The 20,194-nt window shown below is 64.6% G+C and carries 19 protein-coding genes; 13 read left to right on the forward strand and 6 right to left on the reverse strand.

Annotated elements, in window-relative coordinates:
* Window positions 1–20: 20 nt before the first annotated feature.
* From RY1_RS11640 to RY1_RS11650, 3 genes are read right to left on the reverse strand one after another with little or no spacing between them, the layout of a single operon-like run.
* Window positions 21–1,631 carry an AMP-binding protein gene (locus RY1_RS11640; RefSeq protein WP_072803696.1) on the reverse strand — a complete coding sequence of 537 codons (1,611 nt, stop codon included), beginning with the start codon at window positions 1,629–1,631 and terminating at the stop codon, window positions 21–23.
* Entirely contained in the window at window positions 1,631–2,704 is a 1,074-nt protein-coding gene (locus tag RY1_RS11645; protein ID WP_072803697.1) for an acyl-CoA dehydrogenase family protein, read from the reverse strand. The genes RY1_RS11640 and RY1_RS11645 overlap by 1 nt, the downstream gene beginning before the upstream one ends.
* Window positions 2,705–2,717: 13 nt before the next feature.
* Window positions 2,718–3,899, reverse strand: a complete 1,182-nt coding sequence (locus tag RY1_RS11650; RefSeq protein ID WP_072803698.1) for an acyl-CoA dehydrogenase family protein — start codon at window positions 3,897–3,899, stop codon at window positions 2,718–2,720.
* 81 nt (window positions 3,900–3,980) lie between these two features.
* Here RY1_RS11650 and RY1_RS11655 point away from each other — a divergent pair, with 81 nt between their 5' ends.
* The 10 genes from RY1_RS11655 (at window position 3,981) to RY1_RS11700 (ending at window position 14,322) form a co-directional block, all read left to right on the forward strand.
* The gene (locus RY1_RS11655; RefSeq protein WP_245819604.1) at window positions 3,981–4,217 is read left to right on the forward strand and encodes a ferredoxin; all 237 of its coding nucleotides are present in this window, start codon (window positions 3,981–3,983) and stop codon (window positions 4,215–4,217) included.
* 40 nt (window positions 4,218–4,257) lie between these two features.
* Window positions 4,258–5,199, forward strand: coding sequence for a 3-oxoacyl-ACP reductase (locus RY1_RS11660; RefSeq protein ID WP_072803700.1), 942 nt, complete (start codon window positions 4,258–4,260; stop codon window positions 5,197–5,199).
* Between the two features lie 269 nt (window positions 5,200–5,468).
* On the forward strand, window positions 5,469–6,233 hold the full coding sequence (locus tag RY1_RS11665; RefSeq protein WP_072803701.1) for an MlaE family ABC transporter permease: 765 nt from the start codon (window positions 5,469–5,471) through the stop codon (window positions 6,231–6,233).
* An 11-nt stretch (window positions 6,234–6,244) separates the two neighbouring features.
* The gene (locus tag RY1_RS11670) at window positions 6,245–7,096 is read left to right on the forward strand and encodes an MlaE family ABC transporter permease (RefSeq protein WP_072803702.1); all 852 of its coding nucleotides are present in this window, start codon (window positions 6,245–6,247) and stop codon (window positions 7,094–7,096) included.
* A gap of 5 nt (window positions 7,097–7,101) precedes the next feature.
* Window positions 7,102–8,250, forward strand: a complete 1,149-nt coding sequence (locus tag RY1_RS11675; RefSeq protein ID WP_072803703.1) for an MCE family protein — start codon at window positions 7,102–7,104, stop codon at window positions 8,248–8,250.
* On the forward strand, window positions 8,247–9,266 hold the full coding sequence (locus RY1_RS11680; RefSeq protein ID WP_072803704.1) for an MCE family protein: 1,020 nt from the start codon (window positions 8,247–8,249) through the stop codon (window positions 9,264–9,266). Before RY1_RS11675 ends, RY1_RS11680 begins: the two co-directional genes overlap by 4 nt.
* The gene (locus tag RY1_RS11685; RefSeq protein ID WP_072803705.1) at window positions 9,263–10,333 is read left to right on the forward strand and encodes an MCE family protein; all 1,071 of its coding nucleotides are present in this window, start codon (window positions 9,263–9,265) and stop codon (window positions 10,331–10,333) included. The genes RY1_RS11680 and RY1_RS11685 overlap by 4 nt, the downstream gene beginning before the upstream one ends.
* Window positions 10,334–10,355: 22 nt before the next feature.
* Window positions 10,356–11,585, forward strand: a complete 1,230-nt coding sequence (locus RY1_RS11690; RefSeq protein ID WP_245819605.1) for an MCE family protein — start codon at window positions 10,356–10,358, stop codon at window positions 11,583–11,585.
* Between the two features lie 116 nt (window positions 11,586–11,701).
* The gene (locus RY1_RS11695; RefSeq protein WP_072803707.1) at window positions 11,702–12,859 is read left to right on the forward strand and encodes an MCE family protein; all 1,158 of its coding nucleotides are present in this window, start codon (window positions 11,702–11,704) and stop codon (window positions 12,857–12,859) included.
* Window positions 12,856–14,322 carry an MCE family protein gene (locus tag RY1_RS11700; RefSeq protein WP_072803708.1) on the forward strand — a complete coding sequence of 489 codons (1,467 nt, stop codon included), beginning with the start codon at window positions 12,856–12,858 and terminating at the stop codon, window positions 14,320–14,322. The genes RY1_RS11695 and RY1_RS11700 overlap by 4 nt, the downstream gene beginning before the upstream one ends.
* 3 nt (window positions 14,323–14,325) lie before the next feature.
* On the opposite strand, the gene RY1_RS11705 is transcribed toward RY1_RS11700, so the two are convergent.
* A complete protein-coding gene (locus tag RY1_RS11705) occupies window positions 14,326–15,267 on the reverse strand; it encodes an alpha/beta hydrolase (protein WP_072803709.1) in 942 nt (313 codons plus the stop codon).
* A 192-nt stretch (window positions 15,268–15,459) separates the two neighbouring features.
* On the opposite strand from RY1_RS11705, the gene RY1_RS11710 reads away from it, so the two are divergent.
* Together RY1_RS11710 and RY1_RS11715 are read left to right on the forward strand one after the other, a co-directional pair.
* Window positions 15,460–16,140, forward strand: a complete 681-nt coding sequence (locus RY1_RS11710; protein ID WP_245819607.1) for an Rv1363c family protein — start codon at window positions 15,460–15,462, stop codon at window positions 16,138–16,140.
* Window positions 16,137–16,622 (forward strand): Rv1363c family protein, encoded by a 486-nt coding sequence (locus RY1_RS11715; protein ID WP_072803711.1) that lies wholly within the window; start codon window positions 16,137–16,139, stop codon window positions 16,620–16,622. Before RY1_RS11710 ends, RY1_RS11715 begins: the two co-directional genes overlap by 4 nt.
* On the opposite strand, the gene RY1_RS11720 is transcribed toward RY1_RS11715, so the two are convergent.
* Together RY1_RS11720 and RY1_RS11725 are read right to left on the reverse strand one after the other, a co-directional pair.
* Window positions 16,619–18,073 (reverse strand): alpha,alpha-trehalose-phosphate synthase (UDP-forming), encoded by a 1,455-nt coding sequence (locus RY1_RS11720; RefSeq protein WP_072803712.1) that lies wholly within the window; start codon window positions 18,071–18,073, stop codon window positions 16,619–16,621. The genes RY1_RS11715 and RY1_RS11720 overlap by 4 nt on opposite strands.
* 53 nt (window positions 18,074–18,126) lie before the next feature.
* Window positions 18,127–18,375: a hypothetical protein gene (locus tag RY1_RS11725; protein ID WP_072803713.1), complete on the reverse strand. Its 249-nt coding sequence runs from the start codon at window positions 18,373–18,375 to the stop codon at window positions 18,127–18,129.
* Window positions 18,376–18,480: 105 nt separating this feature from the next.
* Between RY1_RS11725 and RY1_RS11730 the strand changes: the two genes are divergently transcribed.
* On the forward strand, window positions 18,481–20,190 hold the full coding sequence (locus RY1_RS11730; RefSeq protein ID WP_371829463.1) for an ABC transporter ATP-binding protein: 1,710 nt from the start codon (window positions 18,481–18,483) through the stop codon (window positions 20,188–20,190).
* Window positions 20,191–20,194: the final 4 nt, after the last annotated feature.

Here is a 20,194-nt window from a genome sequence, read left to right on the forward strand (position 1 = left end):
CAGAAGTTCCGGCGGGGTAGCTATCGACGCACGTGCTCCGCGCCGACCGAATCTTCGAGCTGCTGCCGGTCGCGTTCGCGGAGCCTGCAGAACGGCGCCCCCGGCGACGGTGACCACCACACCGGATCGGAGGTGTTCCATCGCTGACGTTGCAGCTCACGGGCGAGGATCTTGTGGGTGGCGGTGTGCGGCAGTTCGGTGCACACACGGACCAGCGTGGGGTACGCGCGCACACCGAGATCGACCTGAGCGTCGAGGAACTCGTCGAACTCGTTCATGACCGACTCCGGCGCGACGATCGCCGCCATGATCTGCTCTCCCGGGCCGTCGCACGGAACTCCGAACACGCACGCCGAACGAATATCCTTATGACGCATGAGGATCCGATCGATCGGTGCGGTTCCCAGGTTCTCGCCTGCGATGCGCATCCATCCCGAGGAACGGCCGGCGAAGTACGCGTAACCGTCCGCGTCGGCGTACGCGAGGTCGCCGCTGAAGTACATGCCCTCCCGCATGCGGTCCGCGTCGGCCTCGGCATTGCGGTAGTAGCCGCAGAACATGCCAGGCCCGTCGACGCTGACCAGTTCTCCGACGGCGTCCTTCGCGTTCAGTACGACACCGCTGGAGTCGAACACTGCTGCGGGGCATACGGTTCCTCGATCGTCGAGAATCCGCACACCCGACGGTAGCGGTCCGAGTGCCGCGGCGGGGGTATCGGGTGTACGTGCGATCGAGATGCCGCCCTCGGAGGACCCGAAACCGTCGACGACGTGCACGCCGAATCGCGCCGAGAACTGTTCTGCGGCACCGGGGGTTGCCTCGTTGCCGTAGGCGATACGCAGTGGGTTGTCGGCGTCGTCCGGGCGTTGCGGGGTGGCGAGGACGTAGGTCAACGGAGTGCCGACGTAGTTCGCGTACGTCGCGCCGAACTTTCGAATGTCGCCGAGAAACCCCGAAGCCGAGAAGGTACGTCGCAGTGTGAGATTCGACCCGGCCGCAACGGCCACAGCCCACCCCGCCATGATCGCGTTGGAGTGGAACAACGGCATCGAGACGTACACCGTGTCGGTGCGGCCGAGTCGAAACCGGTCCGCCAACATTGCACCGGGGACCGCAACCTTGCTCTGTGTGCAGCGTACGGCCTTCGGTTCACCGCCGGTGCCGGAGGTGAAGACCAGCATCAGCAGCTCGGACGCGTCGGGCAGCACGTGGGGAAGGTCCGGCGCAGCCTCCGCCACGCGATCGCGCCACTGCGCGGACTCGACGTCGACGACCTCGATACCGACAGCGCCGTCCACGAGATGGCGATGCGCGGAATCGGTCAGCACGATGCGGCAGTCCGTTCGGCGGGCGTCGTCGACGATGGCAGGTCCGGGGCGCGTCGAGTTGAGACCGACCGCGACCAGACCGCCGAGCGCCGCCGCACCGAGCACGTACGAGAACTCGGGAACGTTGTCGAGGAGCACACCGACATGCGGCGGGATGCCGTCGTCGAGCATGCTTTCGAGGTGTGCTGCCCACTTCGCCGACGTCTGCACGTGCTCAGCCCATGAGATGCGGACATCCTCGAACAGCAGTGCGGTCTCGGTATCGCCCCGCCGGGCGAGCAGTAGTTCGGCGACGGTCGGCATCAGGCAGGGGTGTCGGCCAACGAGGCGCCCAGGCGCCGGAGTTGTTGTGTCGCACTGCCGTACGCGAACTCCGCACGCTTGGCGGCCAGGAAGTACCGGTGCACGCGATGGTCTCGGTCCAATCCGACACCGCCGTGGACATGAACCAGCGTGTGCGCGACGCGATGGCCTGCATCCGCTGTCCAGAACTTCGCGACGGCCACGTCCTCGTCCGCGTCGAGCCCCGCCGACAGCGCCCATGCGGCCTTCCACAGCGTCAGCCGTGCACCTTTGACGTCGATGTAGGCGTCGGCGAGGCGTTGGGCGACGGCTTGAAAGCTGCCGATGGGTTTGCCGAACTGAACGCGTTCGCGGGCGTAGTCCGCGGTGAGCCGTAGCGATTCCTCCAGGACACCGACCTGGTACGCGCACGTCAGTACGGTGGCGCGGGCCAGTAGCCATCGCGTCGCATCGGGGTCAGCGAGCCTGCGGCTCACATGGACTGCGGCAGAGTCGAATTCCACCAGTCCGAGACTGCGATTGTCGACACCGTGCTGGGCCAGCACCGTCACGCCGGGATCGGCGGCACCGACCCAGAACACGCCGTCGGTGGTGCAGACGAGGAACGCGTCGGCGACGGGCGCGCTGTCGACGGCTGTCTTGACGCCCGTCAGCGCCCACCCGGTGTCCGTGCGATCCGCTCGCGTCAGCGGATCACACGGATTCTCCCCGTGTTCCTCTTCCACTGCGAGCGTGGTGATTCCGGCCCACTGTTGCTGCAGTTTGCCGGATCCGAACTCGGCGACGGCAGCAGCGGCCGTCGTGGTGACCACGAACGGAACCGCGGCGAGACCGCGCCCCAATTCGATGGCGATCGAGCACGCTTCGGCGATGCCGTAACCGTCGCCGCCCATGGATTCAGCGGTGACGGCGGCAGGAATGCCGGCGGCTTCCAGTGCGTTCCACAGGGTTCGGTCGATCTCTCCCGGATGCGAGTCCAGAGTCTTCTGAACATCGTCGGTGCTGTACCGGGCGACGAGGTCTCGGGTGAGACCGGCGAGGTCGCGCTGCGCTTCGGTCGTCGTGAAATCCATCTGTTCCTCCGTCTCAGCGGGCCGACGCGGGCAGGCCGAGGGCCGTCATGGCGATGATGTCGCGCTGTACTTCGTTGGTGCCGCCGCCGAACGTGAGGATCAGGGAGGACCGATGCAGGCGTTCGAGGCGGCCGTGCAGCTGCGCACCGGGCGAGCCCTGCCGGAGCGTCGCCGACGGTCCGAGGATCTCCATCAGTGTGCGGTAGGCCTCGGTCGCCAGTTCGGTGCCGTAGACCTTGTTGGCCGACGCGTCCGCAGGTCCCGGGGTGTGATCCTCGGCCGAGGCGATCTCCCAATTGAGTAGTTCGAGGTAGGAGACCTTGGCATGTACCCGTGCCAGGGCCATCTGCACCCATTCCTGATCGATGACGCGCGCGCCGACTGGACCTTTTGTGTTCTGCGCCCACTCGCGTGTGTCGCGCAGCGATTTGACGAGCGGGCCCGCAGAAGTGAGTGCGACGCGTTCGTGGTTCAGCTGGTTGGTGATGAGCGACCAGCCCCGATTCTCCTCGCCGACGAGTGCGCTCGCGGGCACACGCACGTCCTGGTAGTAGGTGGCGCTCGTGTCGGGCCCTGCCATCGTGTGTACGGGTGTCCAGGAGAAGCCGTCGGCGTCGGTCGGCACGATGAGCATGCTGATTCCGCGGTGCTTCGGGGCCGCCGTCGACGTTCTGCACGCGAGCCAGACGTAATCGGCGTACTGGATCAGCGAGGTCCACATCTTCTGGCCGTTGATGACGAACTCGTCGCCGTCGTGCACCGCCGTCGTGCGAAGAGATGCGAGGTCGGTGCCTGCGCCGGGTTCGGAGTAGCCGATCGAGAAGTGCAGTTTGCCTGCGGCGATGCGTGGGAGGAAGTACGACTTCTGCTCGTCCGTGCCGAAGGCCATGATCGTGGGGGCGACGCTGTTGATGGTCAGGAACGGCACCGGTGCGCCTGCGATCGCGGCCTCGTCGGTGAAGATGAGCTGCTCCATCGCCGAACGGGCCTGCCCGCCGAACTCCTCGGGCCACCCGAGCGCGAGCCACCCGTCCGCTCCCATCTGCTCCACGACATCGCGGTACACGGTGCCTTCGCCGTATTCGCCCGAGGTCGAGGCGAGGGCTTCGCGGCGTTCGGGGGTGATCAGGCCCGCGAAGTATGCGCGCAGTTCGGCGCGGAGCGCGGCTTGGTCCTCGGTGTAGGTGATTCGCACTGTGCGCGCCTCATTTCTGCAACACGTTTCAGGTCATTCGAATCATTGCACACGTGGTGTAACAGGTTCTAGTGTTGCGACATGGCCACCCGTGAGCGGGCTCCATTCACAGGAAGCGGGGAATCAGCGATGGTCGAGGTGGATTTCGATCTGTGTGAAGCAAACGGCGTGTGTGTCGGGCTTGCGCCTGACGTCTTCGACCTCGACGACAACGACGAACTGTCGATCTCGACGGCCGCGGAACTACCCGAGAACAAGGATGCAATCGAGGAGGCGATCGCAGGCTGCCCCAGGGCAGCGCTGCACTGGCGGCAGTAGCGTGCTTGCCTAGAATAGGAACACGTTCTAGATTTACGGCGTGAGCGAAGAGCAAGTAGGACTGGACGGACGAGTAGCACTCGTCACCGGCGCTGCATCGGGGCTCGGTCGGGCAGAAGCCATCGGGCTCGCGCAGTCAGGGGCGAACCTCGTCCTGGGTGACCTGTCCTCGGCCGACGACACCCTCGATCTCGTCAAGCAGACGGGCGTCGATGCCGTGTTCGTTCCCGGTGATGTGGGAGACCGGTCGACGGCGGATGCGATATTCGCCGCCGCCGAGAGAAAGTTCGGCCGCGTCGACATCGTCGTCAACAATGCCGGAATCGTCCGAGATCGCATGCTGTTCAACATGTCCGACGAGGACTGGGATGCCGTCATCCGGGTACATCTTCGCGGCCACTTCCTGCTGACCCGCAACGCCGGGGCATATTGGCGGGCGGAGTCGAAGAAGATCGGCGCGCCGGTGTACGGGCGGATCGTCAACACCTCCTCCGAGGCCGGACTGCTCGGCCCGGAAGGGCAGGCGAACTACGGTGCGGCGAAGGCGGGAATCACCGCGTTGACACTGTCCGCGTCCCGCGTACTGTCCCGATACGGTGTGCGCGCCAACGCAATCTGCCCGCGAGCGCGGACCGCGATGACCGACAGTGTCTTCGGTGACGCGCCGCCCGACGGGATCGATCCGCTCTCGCCGGAGCACGTCGCAACTCTCGTCCGTTTCCTGGCTTCTCCCGCGTCGCACGAGGTGAACGGACAGGTGTTCATCGTGTACGGCGCGATGGTGGCACTCATGTCCGCGCCCGTCGTCGAACGGCGGTTCGACGCATCGGGCTGCGCCTGGACGCCGGAAGCGCTCGGTGAGGAACTCGGCAACTACTTCTCGGTCCGTGATCCGTCCCGTACTTTTTCCGCGACCGAAGCCCTGAAACTCGATGCTCTCGAACTCGATGCCCCGCAGGTCACGGTACGTTCTCCGCTTTGACCATTCCGGCCCGTCGTCGCGCGGGACGTACGAAGATGAAGGTGGCCGGGGTGTTGCTGTGCGGAGTCAAGTCAACAGATACGTGTTTCAGTTTATGTCGACAGAACTGGATCGTGCGCATTGCTACCGAGCGTGTAATACATTGTGTGTCAACTATTTAAGTGTCGACACTCAGACTGGAGCCGAGATATGGCACCGTTTTTGACTAGTGAACGTGTTCTAGTTAATATGATCTGGATCACACGATGTCGCATCCCGAGGGAGGGTTGATGAACGACCTTCTCGTAGTACCGCTTCGCGCGGTCGGTGCGTTCTTCGACATGTCCTGGTACACGTTGCGGGCAGTGTTCTCGCGGCCGTTCCAACGCCGGGAGTTCGTCGATCAAGCGTGGTTCATCGCACGGGTGTCCATGGTGCCGACCGTCCTCGTGGCGGTCCCGTTCACCGTGCTGGTCAGTTTCACGATCAACATTCTCCTGCGCGAGATCGGAGCGGCGGATCTCAGCGGCGCGGGCGCGGCGCTCGGAGCCGTCACTCAGGTCGGGCCGATCGTCACCGTTCTCATCGTCGCGGGCGCAGGTGCCACCGCCATTTGTGCCGACCTCGCCGCCCGCACCATCCGCGAGGAAATCGATGCGATGCGAGTACTCGGCATCAACCCGATCCACCGTCTCGTCGTGCCGCGAGTACTGGCGTCGACAGTCATTGCTCTGCTGCTCAACGGACTGGTGTGCACCATCGGCATCCTCGGTGGATTCGTGTTCTCGGTGTACCTGCAGGGAGTGAACCCCGGATCGTTCGTCAGTGGAATCACCCTGCTGACCGGGTTCGGCGAGCTCATCGTCTCCCAGGTGAAGGCGGGTCTGTTCGGCATGATCGCCGGACTCGTCGCGTGCTTCCTCGGACTGAACGTCAAAGGTGGTGCCAAGAGTGTCGGTGACGCCGTGAATCAGACGGTGGTGTTTGCGTTCATGGCACTGTTCGTGGTCAACGTCGTCGTCACGGCGGTCGGCATCAAGCTGACGGCCGGATGAGGAGGCGCTGAATGGCCCTCGCCGCAACAGGTCGATTCCCGCTCACGCGCAGGCGCATCGCAGGCGCGTCGCGCTCGGTCGACCGGTTGGGGGAGCAGGCGATCTTCTACCTGCGGGCACTCGCCTCGGTGCCGCGTGCAGCGGTGCACTACAAGAAGGAAACCCTCCGCCTGGTCGCCGAGATCAGCATGGGATCCGGCGCGCTCGCCGTGATAGGCGGAACAGTCGTCATCGTCGGATTTCTGACGCTGTTCGCAGGTGGAACCATTGCAGTCCAGGGATTTTCGTCTCTGGGGAATATCGGAGTCGAGGCGCTGACGGGTTTCTTCGCGGCGTTCATCAACGTGCGTATCGCGGCGCCCGTCATCGCGGGAATCGGTCTCGCGGCAACCATCGGCGCAGGTTCCACCGCACAGCTGGGTGCGATGCGCGTCTCCGAGGAGATCGACGCGCTCGAATCCATGGCGATACCGTCGATTCCGTATCTGGTCAGTACCCGAGTGTTGGCGGGTATGGTGGCCATCGTTCCGCTGTACTCGCTGGCGGTGATTGCATCGTTCATCGCGAGTCGCTTTGCGACAGTGGTGATCTACGGTCAGTCGCCCGGTGTGTACGACCACTACTTCGACACGTTTCTGATACCGACCGATATTCTGTGGTCGTTCGCGCAGGCGATCGTGATGGCGCTGGCGGTCATGCTCATTCACACCTACTACGGGTACAACGCCAGTGGGGGACCGGTCGGAGTCGGTGTCGCCGTGGGCAACGCAGTCCGTGCGTCGTTGATCGCCGTGGTCACTGTCACCCTGTTGATCTCGCTTGCCATCTACGGCAGCTCCGGCAACTTCAACCTGTCGGGATAGCCGCGATGAAAAAACTTGCCGCCGCGGGCCTCGTACTCGGCCTCGTCGCCATCGTTGCATTCGCGTTGATGACGTTCGCGGGCCGTTTCACCCCGACGGTTCCGGTCACCGTGGTCTCCGAGCGTGCGGGGCTGGTGATGGACCCGCAGGCGAAGGTCAAGCTCCGCGGGGTCGAGGTGGGCCGGGTGGCGTCGATATCGCAGCAGGACGGCATGGCTCATCTGGCGCTCGACATGAATCCGTCCGCTCTGTCGATGATTCCGGCCAACGCTGCCGTCGAGATCAAGTCGACGACGGTGTTCGGCTCGAAGTACGTCAATTTCGTTGTCCCACCACAGCCTTCCAGCGAGAGCCTTCAGCCGGGCGCGGTGCTGTCCGCCGACAGTGTCACCGTCGAGTTCAACACGTTGTTCCAACATCTGTCGGAGGTGTTGCAGAAGCTCGAGCCCGAGAAACTCAACGCGACGCTCGGAGCGGTGTCCTCGGCGTTGCGTGGGCGCGGCAACGAACTCGGCGAACTGCTCGCCGACACCGATGCCTACCTGACGACCATGAATCCCAGCCTCCCCGCGCTGCAACGTGATCTGTCCGCCGCCGCGGTGGTCACCAACGTCTACGCGGATGCGACCCCCGACCTCATGCGCGTGCTGGACAACGCGACGGCGACGAGCCAGACCATCGTCGCGGAGCAGGCCAACCTCGACCTGTTGCTCATGAACGTCACCGGCCTCGCCGACACCGCGAACCGGGTTCTCACCCAGAACGAGAAGCCGGTCGAGACGGCGCTGAGCACGTTGACCGACACCACGACTCTGCTCGACGAGTATTCACCCGAACTTGCGTGTTTCCTCGTCGGTCTGAACAAGGGACGCTTGGCATTCGGGCCGCTGGCAGGTGCCGGGGACAAGGCCGCCATCTCGCTGAGTTCGAGCTTCCTGCTCGGTGACCCGGCCTACACCGTCGAGAAGGATCTGCCCAAGGTCGCGGCGACCGGCGGCCCGAACTGCTACGGGCTACCCGATTTCGATCCGAAGCAGGGTCCTGCGCCGTTCGTCGTCGCGGACACCGGAGATCGGCCCTACGTACCGGCGACGCAACCAGCGGTCAATGTTCCCACCATCTTCCAGTTCCTTTTCGCAGGTGCGTGGCCATGAGAGGCAATACGGTCAAGCTCTCGATCTTCGCGCTCGTCATGGCGTTGATATTCGCGGCGCTGGCGCTCGTGTTCAGCCAGTACAGATTCGGCAGCGCCGAGACCTATCATGCGGTGTTCAGCGATGCGTCCGGGTTGAAGTCGGGAGACAAGGTGCGCATTGCGGGCGTCCCCGTCGGGTCGGTGCACGGGGTTGCCGTCGGTGACGGCAATCTCGCCGAGATCGACTTCGACGTCGATTCGAAGTATCGGCTGCTCACGAGCACCACCGCGACGGTGCGGTACGAAAACCTGGTCGGGGATCGCTATCTGGAGCTGCTCGAAGGGGCGGGCGGTACCGAGGAACTTGCGGGAGGCGGCACCATCGGCGTCGAACAGACCTCGCCTGCATTGGACCTGGACCTCCTGCTCGGCGGCTTCAAACCGCTTCTGCGTGGCCTCGATCCGCAACAGATCAACGACTTGTCCGCAGCTCTGCTCCACGTACTCCAAGGGCAAGGGGGAACGTTGGTGTCACTGCTCGGTAGCACGAGCTCGTTCACCAACACCCTCGCCGATCGTGACCAGCTCATCGGGGACGTCATCACCAACCTCAACACCACCCTCGGCACCATCGATCGACAGGGTCAGCAGTTCGAGACGACGATCGACTCGCTGCAGCAGCTGATCAGTGGGCTGGCGCAGGACAGAAACCCGATCGGCGACGCCATCCCCCGGATCGATGGGGCTACCGGGGATCTGGCTGCATTGCTGCAGGCGACACGGCCGGATATTCAGGCGATGATCGCGCAGGCCGATCGCACTGCGACGCAACTCGATCTGGGCAAGGACAACATCGACGCGGTCCTCACCAGGTTGCCGAGCGATTACAAGAAACTCATCCGAGTCGGTTCCTACGGCAGCTTCTTCCAGTTCTACCTCTGTTCGAACACCTTCAAGCTCAGCGGACCCGACGGGCGCACCCTGCTCGTCCCGACCGCGAAGCAGGACACGGGAAGGTGTGCGAGCATACGATGACATCCGCAACAGGGGATCGAAGTAGAAACCTGGTTCACGTCGGCATCATCGGCATCGTGCTCGCCGTGTGCGTCGTACTCGCGACACTGCAGTACGACCGCCTTCCGTTTCTGTCCGGCGGAACCAACTACTCGGCGTTCTTCCTGGATGCGGGCGGGCTGATGGTCGGCGACGACGTGACGGTATCGGGCGTGACCGTCGGGAAAGTCGAGGATATCGCGCTCGCCGACCAGGAGGTACGCGTCGAATTCACGGTGGCGGAGAACATCGTGCTCGGCGACGCAACCGGGGTCGACATCAAGACCAATACGATCCTCGGGCGAAAGTCGTTGAAGGTCATGCCCGATGGTTCCGGAGCCATCGACGTACACGACACCGTTCCGTCGAGTCGCACCAACTCCCCGTACTCGCTCACCGACGCACTCGGAGACCTCAGTACCACCGTCTCGGACCTGGACACCGCCCAACTGGGCGATGCGATGAACGTCGTGTCCGATACGTTCGCCGACACTCCACCGGAACTGGCGACGGCTCTGGCCGGCATCACACGATTGTCCGAGAGCATCAACTCCCGAGACGAGACCCTTCAGCAGCTTCTCGAACGCGCCACCAGTGTTACCGGCATCCTCGCCGACCGCAGCGGACAGATCAACCAACTGGTGCTCGACGGCAACGAGCTGTTCGGCGAGCTCGACCGCAGGCGCACCGCGATCAGCCAACTCATCACCAACATCTCCGCGGTGTCCAGGCAGCTCAGCGCGTTCGTGCAGGAGAACGATGCTCAGCTCGGTCCGACGCTGGAGAAACTCAACTCGGTCGTGGCTGTGCTGCAGAAGAACAACGACAACATCGCCGCGGCCCTCGACGGCCTCGGCCCCTACATCAGCGCACTCGGAGAGTCCGTGGCCAGCGGCCCGTTCTTCAACGCCTACATCCAGAACATCCTGCCCAGTTCATGGTGGAAGACCGTCGTGGACAGCGTCGTCGCGCCCGATCAGCTGCCGCAGACACTGCAGGATCTCCTGCCCAAGAACGCACCTCCCATACTGAAGCCACCGGGGCAGTGACATGAGGAGACCAGGGCGTGACATGAGGAGACCAGTTCTGTATGCCGGTGCCGTCGTCGTGGTGCTCGCACTCGTCGCGGCCGGTTACTTCGTCTATCAGGATCTCACGAGGAATACCGTTGTCGCGCACTTCTCTTCGACGACCGGGTTGTATGCGGGAGACGACGTCCGGGTACTGGGAGTGAACGTCGGCAAGGTCGCGTCGATCGATCCGGAGGGCGAGCACGCGACGGTGACGATGAAAGTCGAGTCGAACGTCGAGATCCCCGCCGACGCACAGGCGGTCATCATCGCGCAGAGCCTCGTATCGGCACGTTTCGTTCAATTGACACCGGTCTACTCGGACGGGCCGGTCATGGACGACGGCGCAACCATTCCGATGGAACGCACCGCGGTACCGGTGGAATGGGACGAGATCAAGACCGAGCTGACCAAGCTTTCCACCGCACTCGGACCGCAGGGCGTCGACGAGCAAGGGCCTGCCGGGCGATTCATCGACACGGCTGCAGACAATCTCGACGGAAACGGGGAGTCGCTCAAAGCGGCCCTGACCGAACTGTCCGACACCATGCGGGTGCTCTCCGACGGGCGGACCGATCTGTTCTCGACCATCAGGAACCTGCAGACCTTCGTCAGTGCTCTGTCGAACAGTAACGAGCAGATCGTTCAGTTCGGCGGCCGGCTCGCATCCGTATCGCAGATGCTGGCTCAGAGTTCCGACGAATTCTCCACGGCCATGGCCGATCTCGACGTCGCAGTCGGAGAAGTGCAGCGCTTCGTCACCGACAATCAGGCCGGGCTCGTCGAAGGCGTCGCACGTCTCGCCGACGCGACCCAAGTGCTCACCACCAAACGTCCGGAGATCGAGCGGATCCTGCACACCGGACCCACCGCGCTCGCCAACTTCAACAACATCTATCAGCCGGCGCAGGGCACGCTGACCGGCGCCATCGCGGCCAACAACTTCGGCAACCCGATCAACTTCATCTGCGGCGCCGTCGCAGGCATCGAGAATGCGACGTCCGAGCGCAGCGCCGATCTGTGCAAGCAGTATCTCGGGCCCGTGCTCAGCACACTCGTCTTCAATTATCCAGCGCTGCTGGCAAATCCGATCATGGGCGTCGATGCGTTCCCGGATCAGATCATCTACACCGAGCCAGGGCTCGAACCAGCCCCAGCACCCGCCCCGGTGTCACAGATGCCGACCGTCCAGGTGCCGAGCCTCGGCGACCTGTTGGGAGGTGGGCGATGAGCAGCCGAACGTCGCGCAGCACCCCCCGCCCCCCGTGCCGCGCAAACGCACGTGCGTATGCGCGGGTGGTGGGGCGTTCTCCTGGCCGACCCGCAAACGCGCGTGCGTTTGCGCGGGTGGTGGTGGTGCTCGTCGCACTGGTCGCCTGCTTGACCGGATGTCAGTGGGACGGGCTGAACTCGCTTCCGCTGCCGGGAACGCAGGGGCGAGGCGAGAACTCGTACCAGGTGCAGATCCAGATGCCCAATGTCACCACGCTGAGCCAGAATTCGCCGGTCATGGTGGACGACGTGACGGTCGGCAGTGTGGACACCATCGAGGTGCAGAACTGGCACGCACTCGTCACGGTCTCGCTGAACGACGGCGTCGAACTGCCGGAGAACGTGACGGCGAAGATCGGCCAGACCTCGCTCCTCGGGTCGCAGCATCTTGCCCTGGTACCGCCGGTGGATCCGGAGGGGCGGCTCGAGCAGGGTGACGTCGTTCCGCTCGATCGCGCCGGTGCGTACCCGACGACGGAACAGACCCTGTCCTCGCTGTCGGTCGTGCTCAACGGTGGTGGCCTCGCCCAGATCCAGGACATCACGACGGAACTGAACAATGCCATCGGTGGTCGTGAGGATTCGGTCCGTGACCTGCTGCCCCGGCTCGACGAGTTGGTGACCAGTCTCGACAACCAGCGCGGCGACATCATCGCGGCGATGGAAGGAATCGATCGGTTGTCGGTGAACGTGCAGAACCAGAACGCCACGCTGACCGAGGCGTTGACCGAGATCCCCCCTGCACTCGACGTGCTCACCGCGCAGCGCCCCGACATCACTGCCGCGTTCACCTCGCTCGGGCAGCTCAGCGACGTCGTGTCCAGGTTGATCGAGACGTCGGGGGCAGATCTGCACACCAACATCGCGAGCCTGACGCCGGTGCTTGCGGCGCTGGCGGATTCGGGGAGCGCGCTCACCGACGTTCTGTCCGTCCTGCTGACATACCCGTTCCCACAGGAAGGCATCGACAACGCGATTCGAGGCGACTACGCCAACCTCGCCATGACCATCGACCTGTCACTGCCGCGTCTGGACGCCAACTTCCTCACCGGAACTCCGCTGGCAGGCAGACTCGGTGGACTCGAGGGCGCACTCGGCACACAGGCCGCGCCGACGGCCGCTGCCGCTGGAGATCCGTTGCGAGGTCCGCTCGCACCGCCCAGCATTCAGATCCCTGGCCTGCCGCCGATACCGGTGCCGACCATCCCCGGAGTGGGGGTGCCTGCCCCGTGATGCTCTCCAGGTTCGTCCGGATCCAGCTGATCATCTTCTCGATTCTCACCGTCATCGGTCTCGTCGTCATGGCCACTCGATACGTGGGGCTTCCTGCGCTCGTCGGGATCGGGCGATACGGCGTCACAGTGCAATTGCCGACGACGGGAGGCCTGTACCCGCACGCGAACGTGACCTACCGAGGTACGACGGTCGGCGAGGTGACGACGGTTGCATTGACCCCGGACGGCGTCGACGCGAATTTGTCCATCGAGAGCGGATATTCGATCCCGGAAGATGTGGACGCGCAGGTCAAGAGCGTTTCGGCCGTCGGGGAGCAGTATGTCGATCTCATCCCTCGCAGTGCAGACGGCCTGGACCTCGAAGACGGTGACGTCATACCCGTGGACCACACGTCGGTACCGCAGGACGTCGGCCCGATGCTCGACCAGGCAGACGTGCTGCTGAAAAGCATCTCGGACACGCGGCTGCAGACCGTGGTCGACGAGTCGTTCAAGGCGTTCAACGGAACCGGCCCCGATCTGCAGAAGTTCATCGATTCGACCCGATTGTTCGTCCAGGAAGCCAACGCCAACTCCGAGCAGACCAAGATTCTGCTCGATCAAGCAGGCCCATTGCTCGACGGCCAAGTCGCCAGCAGTGACGCGATACGCTCGTGGACACGCGATCTCGCGACGTTCACCGATCAGCTCCGGGCCAGCGACCCCAACCTGCGGGCAGTGATCGAGAAGGGGCCGTCGGCGGCGCAGGAAGCGAACACGCTGTTTCAGAACCTCGAACCGACACTGCCCATTCTGGTGGCGAACCTCGTCAGCGTCGGCCAGGTCGGGGTCATCTATCACGCGGGCATCGAACAGATTCTCGTCCTCTATCCGCCGATCACGGCCGCACTGATGACCGCGGCAGGCAGCGGACCACCCGACGAAGGCGCGATCGTCGACTTTCAGCTCGAAGTCAACGATCCACCCGCCTGCACAACCGGATTCCTGCCGCCCGACCAGCGCCGCGACCCCAATGAGGTGTCCACCCCCGACACTCCGCCCGACCTCTTCTGCAAGGTCGCCCAGAACGACAGCACCGCAGTGCGCGGCTCACGCAATCTGCCGTGCATGGAAGTGTCGGGTCGACGCGCCCCGACACCCGAAATCTGCCGCAGCGACGAAGGTTACGTGCCACTGGGCAACAACCCGCCCTGGGGCCCGATCGAGCAGGACCAGCCGTCGTACACCGAAATCCCCAGCGGCCAGAGCAGTCTCACTCCTGCTTCCTCTGGTCATTCCGCAGGCTCCACTCCTGCTTCCTCTGGTCATTCCGCAGGCTCCACTCCTGCCTCCGCGGCGAGACCGTACGACCCGCAGACCGGCATGTACGTCGCACCCGACGGCACCGCCTACACGCAACCCACACTCGGAGGCGTCGCAGATCTGCAGGGCCTCATGACGGCTCAGCAGGGAGTCGGCTGAGTGTCAGATGTTGCGGGCCGCGAAGGCGACGGCCAGATCCAGTACCGTGCGGCCCTCCGGCAGCGCACCGGCCATGACCGGGAACGCATGGACCTGCCCGCGCCACACGTGCGTCTCGACGGTTCTACCCGCCACGGCGAGCTTCCTGGTCATGGCTTCGACGTCGGGGCGCATGAGCTCGTACTCGGCGGTGGAGAGAAAGATCGGCGGAAACACCGACGGGTCGACGTCGATGGGCGACGACGCACCAGGGATGGCGTCGGGACCGTTCATCCACCTTTCCTCGAGGGCCAGTACCTGCTTCATCGGCAGATACGCATCCTTCTTCATGAACTTCTTCGGGTGACTCTTCAAATCGAGATTGAGCAACGGGGAGAACCCGAGGACGGCGGCAGGAGGCGTGAGGCCCTCCAGGACCGCGAGCTCGGCGACCTTCATCGCAAGGTAGCCGCCGGCAGAGTCGCCCGCGACGATGATCTTCGACGGGTCTGCCGCGGTATCGAGCAATGCGCGGTAGGAGTTCATGGCGTCGGCGATGGAGGTTCCGATGCCGCCGATCGGGATCTGGCGGTACTCGACCGAGTAGACCGGGATTCCGGCGCGCGCCGCCATGGTGGCGCATGCGCTGCGGTGAGTTGCCAAGCCGCAGAACACGAATCCGCCGCCGTGGAAATACAGCACGGTGGCGCCCGCCAACGATCCGGTGGCGGTGCGCGGATGCGTCGTCTTCTCGCACGGCACGCCGCCGAGGGGCACGTGTTCGATGGTGACGCGCCGCGGCCTCGGAAGTCGGTCGACGGCGCGGTCCAGCCGGCCGATGGCTCTGATGCCGCCGTCGGTCAGAGGCCACATCGCGAACGCCGGTTTGAGTGTCAACCGTGCCGCGTAGGACAGGATTCGAGCTTGGTGACTGACATCGTCGTGCCACGTGAGCGTGTGCGCCATCTTTTTCGAGATCCTCTCGCAGCCCAACCGGGAAGCAGCCCTACCGGAAAGACCGAGGCTATCAGGCTCCAGAACGAGTTCCAGTTCCGGCAGAATCGTGACCGTGTGGCATGCACTATCGTGATTGGCCCACCCGGAAAACGGGTTCTAGTTAGCATGGCTCCTAGGTGGGGGATCTCGAGGAAGGGCGTCATGGAAACCGACGAGGGCACGGCAAAGCGGCGTCCACGCCGCCGAGCAGTCCGCCCGGCAGGTCCGGTGTCGGATGCGACTCCGCCGGTTGTCGAGAAAGCACCGGTTGTCGAGAAAGCGCCGGTCGCCGAAGAACCCACCGCGTCAGAACCCACCGCGTCAGAACCCACCGCGTCAGAACCCACCGCCGAGCCTCGGCGCCGACGTCGGATCGTGCTGCCTGCGTTGTTTCTGATCGTTCTGCTGGCGCTGGTGGCCGCGGGCACCTATCTGATCGTCGGTCTCCGAGCGACGAGTGCCGAGGATGCGCAGAATCAGCGATACGTGCAGACGGCACGTCAGACGGTGCTGAATCTGACGACCATTCATCCGGATTCGGCGCAGGAGGACGTCGACCGTCTGCTCGCCGGAGCGAGCGGTGACTTCAAGGCGGAATTCGAAGGTCGCGAGGGCCCGTTCGTCGATGTGGTGAAGCAGGCGCAGGTCGATTCGAACGGAGAGATCATCGAGGCCGGAATCGAAAGCAGCGGTGATCGATCCGCGGATGTGCTGGTCGCGGCGCGGGCGATGGTGCAGAACTCCGATGCCGCGCAGGCGGAGCCGAGGGACTTCAGGTTGCGTGTCACCGTCGTCGACTCCGATGGCGTCATGACCGCGTCGAGAGTGGAGTTCGTGCCATGAGTAGATCGCGAATTCTGTTGCGCGTATCGGCGATTGCAGTGCTGGTCGCCCTCGCGGTCGGGGTGGGGTTCCTGCACTACCGGTATCGGCAGGACGAGCAGACGGAGCAGGCGCGGACCGACGCGGTGGCTGCGGCGAGTGCGCAGGCGGCGGCGATGCTGGCCTACGACTACAACGGCGTCGATCAGCAGTTGGCTTCTGCTGCAGATGGTTTGACCGGTGATTTCAAGGACGAGTACTCCACACTCGTCGCCGATGTCATCGCGCCGGGAGCCAAGGAGAAGTCGCTGACCGTGCAGGTGACGGTCCAGGGCACTGCCGTCGTCGATGCAGCACCGGACACGGCGACGGTCCTGCTGTTCCTGAATCAGATCACCACCAGCTCGGACGCACCCGACGCCGCGAGCAGCGGCAGCCGGGTACGGATGAGCATGGAGAAGGTCGACGGACGATGGCTGACCAGCGCATTGGAGCCGATCTAGCGGGCGCCGTTGCTCTGCATGTCCTGCGGCGGATCGGCAAGTGCGCTCAGGAACGAGCGTGCCCATCGGTCGACGTCGTGGGCAAGCACCTGGCGGCGCATTGCTCGCATGTGACGGCGTCCGTCCTCGGGCTGTTGTTCGAGAGCGGCGACGATGGCGTCCTTGACGCTGTCGAGGTCGTGTGGATTGCAGAGATACGACTGGCGCAATTCTGCTGCAGCTCCGGTGAATTCGCTCAGTACGAGCGCGCCGCCGAGATCGCTGCGGCATGCCACGTACTCCTTGGCCACCAGGTTCATGCCGTCGCGCAGCGGGGTGACGAGCATGACGTCGGCTGCGACGAAGAACGCGATGAGCTCGTCGCGGGGAATGGGGCGGTGCAGGTAGTGCACAACAGGGTGCCCGACCTGGCCGTACTCGCCGTTGATGCGGCCGACCTGCTGTTCGATCTCACCGCGCATCGCCTTGTAACTCTCGACCCGTTCGCGGCTGGGGGTGGCGAGTTGAACGATGATGTTCTCGGCCGGATCGACGCGATCTTCCTCCAGTAGCTCGCGGAACGCGTTGAGCCGTACGTCGATGCCCTTGGTGTAGTCGAGTCGGTCGACGCCGAGCATGATGCGTTTGGGGTTGCCCAGCTCCTTGCGGATCTGTTTTGCACGATCCCGGACGGTCTTGGTGCGCGACTTCTCGTCGAGATCCCCCGAGTCGATGGAGATCGGGAATGCACCGACGCGGACCGTGCGGAATCCGACCTGCACCGATCCGAGCTTCGATCGCACCCCGACAGATCCACGCGAGGTGACCTGCCCCGCCAACCGCCGGGCAAGGTAGAGAAAATTCTGCGCGCCGCCCGGCAGGTGAAAGCCGATGAGATCGGCACCGAGCAGTCCCTCGACGATCTCGGTTCGCCACGGCATCTGCATGAACAGCTCGACCGGGGGGAACGGGATGTGCAGGAAGAATCCGATGGTCAGATCGGGGCGCAGCATCCGGAGCATCTTCGGAACGAGCTGAAGTTGATAGTCCTGAATCCAGACCGTCGCGCCTTCGGCCGCCGCCGCCGAGGTGGTCTCGGCGAATCGCCTGTTGACCTCGACGTATTCGTTCCACCACGAGCGGTCGTACACCGGCTTGACGATGACGTCGTGATACAGCGGCCACAGCGTCGCGTTGGAGAATCCTTCGTAGTAGTCGGCGACCTCCTGCTCGCTGAGCGCCACCGGGCACAGCTCGAGGCCGTCCTCGAAGAACGGCTCGACATGGGCGTCGGGAACGCCCGGCCAACCGACCCACGCACCCTTGTTCGCCCGAAGGATGGGCTCGAGCGCCGTGACGAGCCCGCCCGGACTGCGCTTCCACCGGGTGCTGCCGTCGGGAAGCGTCTCGAGGTCCACGGGTAGCCGGTTGGCTACGACGACGAAATCCGAGCCTTGCGAGGCGTCAGCCACTACTGTCCTATCGGTTCGGTTCGGTCCAGGCGCGAAGGAGATCCCGGGAGGGTTCAGTCGACCTTGGCGGTGGGCTGTATACCCAGCATCGCCAGAAGCATGCGGCACTCGTCGGCATCGGTCGCATATGCGGCGACGACGCGCTGTGCCTGGCTTGCCGTCTCGTCGGCCAAGGGCTCGATGTCGTCGTCGGCGATGTCGTTGTCGGTGGTCGTCTTGGCGGCCATGATGATCTCCGTCTTCGTTGCTGGTACTGCTACAGATGGTCCTTCGACGAGTTCGGCGCTCGGCTCGTCGGCCACGACTCTATGAGAATTCGGCGCACTCTCGCCACTTTCGCTGTCGGAACGATGGCAGGACTGGATAGATTAGGGTTACCTGATGCACTTTTCTCCCGAGGCCGCGTGATGTCGGTGTCGCCCGAAGGCCCGTTGACCGGGGGCTCGATTCTTCGAAGGAGTCTCCAGCGGCAGAAGGCGCGGATGATCATTTCGTCCCTGTTCTTCTGCGTGCACCAGTTCTGCGAAACGATGGTGCCGGTGGCCATCGGCTTGATCGTCGGCCGCGCGATCGACACCGGGGATGGCACCGCGATGATCGTGTCGCTGGTCGGGCTGGCCGCACTGTTCGTGGTGTTGTCGTATGCCTACCGCTTCGGCGCGCGCATCATCGTCGTCGCCATCGAGCGTGAGGCGCACCTGATGCGCGTCGAGGTCGCAGGCCGGGTGCTGCATCCGCGTGGGGTGCGCACCGACCTCGTCTCGGGCGAGTTGCTGTCGGTCTCCACATCCGACGCGGAGAAGACGTCGTGGATTCTCGACGTCGTCGCCCGTACCGTCGCCGCGACGACCGCAGTCGTGGTGTGCGCCGTCGCCCTCCTGGTCATCGACATTCCTCTCGGGTTGGCGGTGCTCGTCGGCACACCCGTGATCATGTATCTGCTGCAGCGGGCGGCGCCGTTGCTGACGCGCGCGGCCACCGAGCAGCAGTCCACGGTCGCACGGGTCTCCGGGATGGCGACCGACCTCGTCAGCGGAGTTCGGCCGCTGCGCGGCATCGGTGCGGAGGATGCGGCGGCGGCACGGTTCTTCGCCTCCAGTCGCACCGCACTGACCGCGACGATGAAGATGGCCAAGGCCAACAGCGTCTACCTCGGCTTCTCGACGACGGTCAGTGCTCTGCTGTCGGTCGGCATCGCCGGTGCGGCAGGTCTGTTCGCGCTGCAGGGGCGGATCTCGGTGGGCGAGCTCATCACCGTCGTCGGGCTGTCGCAGTTCATCATCGAACCGCTGACGACCATGTCGCGGCTGCCCGGTGTCGCTGCCGTCGTGCGCGGCTCGGCCGATCGGTTGGCGCTCGTGCTCGGTGCCGATCACGTTCTGGCCGAGGGCGGTTCGCAGGTACCCACTGCGACCGACATCACTGTGAAAGGCATCACCTACCGCTCGCTCGACGGCCTCGACCTCACCGCGGCACCCGGCGAACTCCTCGGCGTGGTGTCGTTGCGTGCACAGGACGGTGAGGCGCTCGCCGCGGTGCTGTCCGGTCAGATCGGGTCCGACGACTACCTGGGGTCGGTCACCATCGGCGGCGTCGCGATCGACGAACTCGGCCTCGCGGAGGTCCGCCGAACGGTACTCGTCGAGCCGCACAACACCGACCTGTTCGCCGGCACCCTCCGGACCAACATCGCGGCACGAGGGGGAAGCGAGGACTTCGATCGCATCCTCGCCGCCTCGGCCGCCACCGACGTGGTGGAAATGCACGAGAACGGCCTCGACCACGCCGTCACCGACCGCGGCGCGTCGCTCTCCGGTGGGCAGCGTCAACGGGTCGCGCTGGCCCGCGCACTGTCGGTATCGGCACCGGTTCTGGTGCTGCACGACCCGACGACCGCCGTCGACGCCGTCACCGAACATGCCATCGCGGCCGGAATACGAGAACTGCGACACGGCGTCGAAGACGGGCAGACGACGGTTCTCATCACGACGAGTCCCGCGCTGCTGGCGGTGACCCATCGCGTCCTCGTCGTCGACGGCGGCCGCGTCGTCGCCGAGGGCAGCCACCACGATCTCGCCGTCGACGACGAGCGCTACAAGGAGACGGTCCTGCGATGACACC

The organism is Rhodococcus yunnanensis NBRC 103083 (assembly GCF_001895005.1).
Lineage (GTDB): Bacteria > Actinomycetota > Actinomycetes > Mycobacteriales > Mycobacteriaceae > Rhodococcoides > Rhodococcoides yunnanense.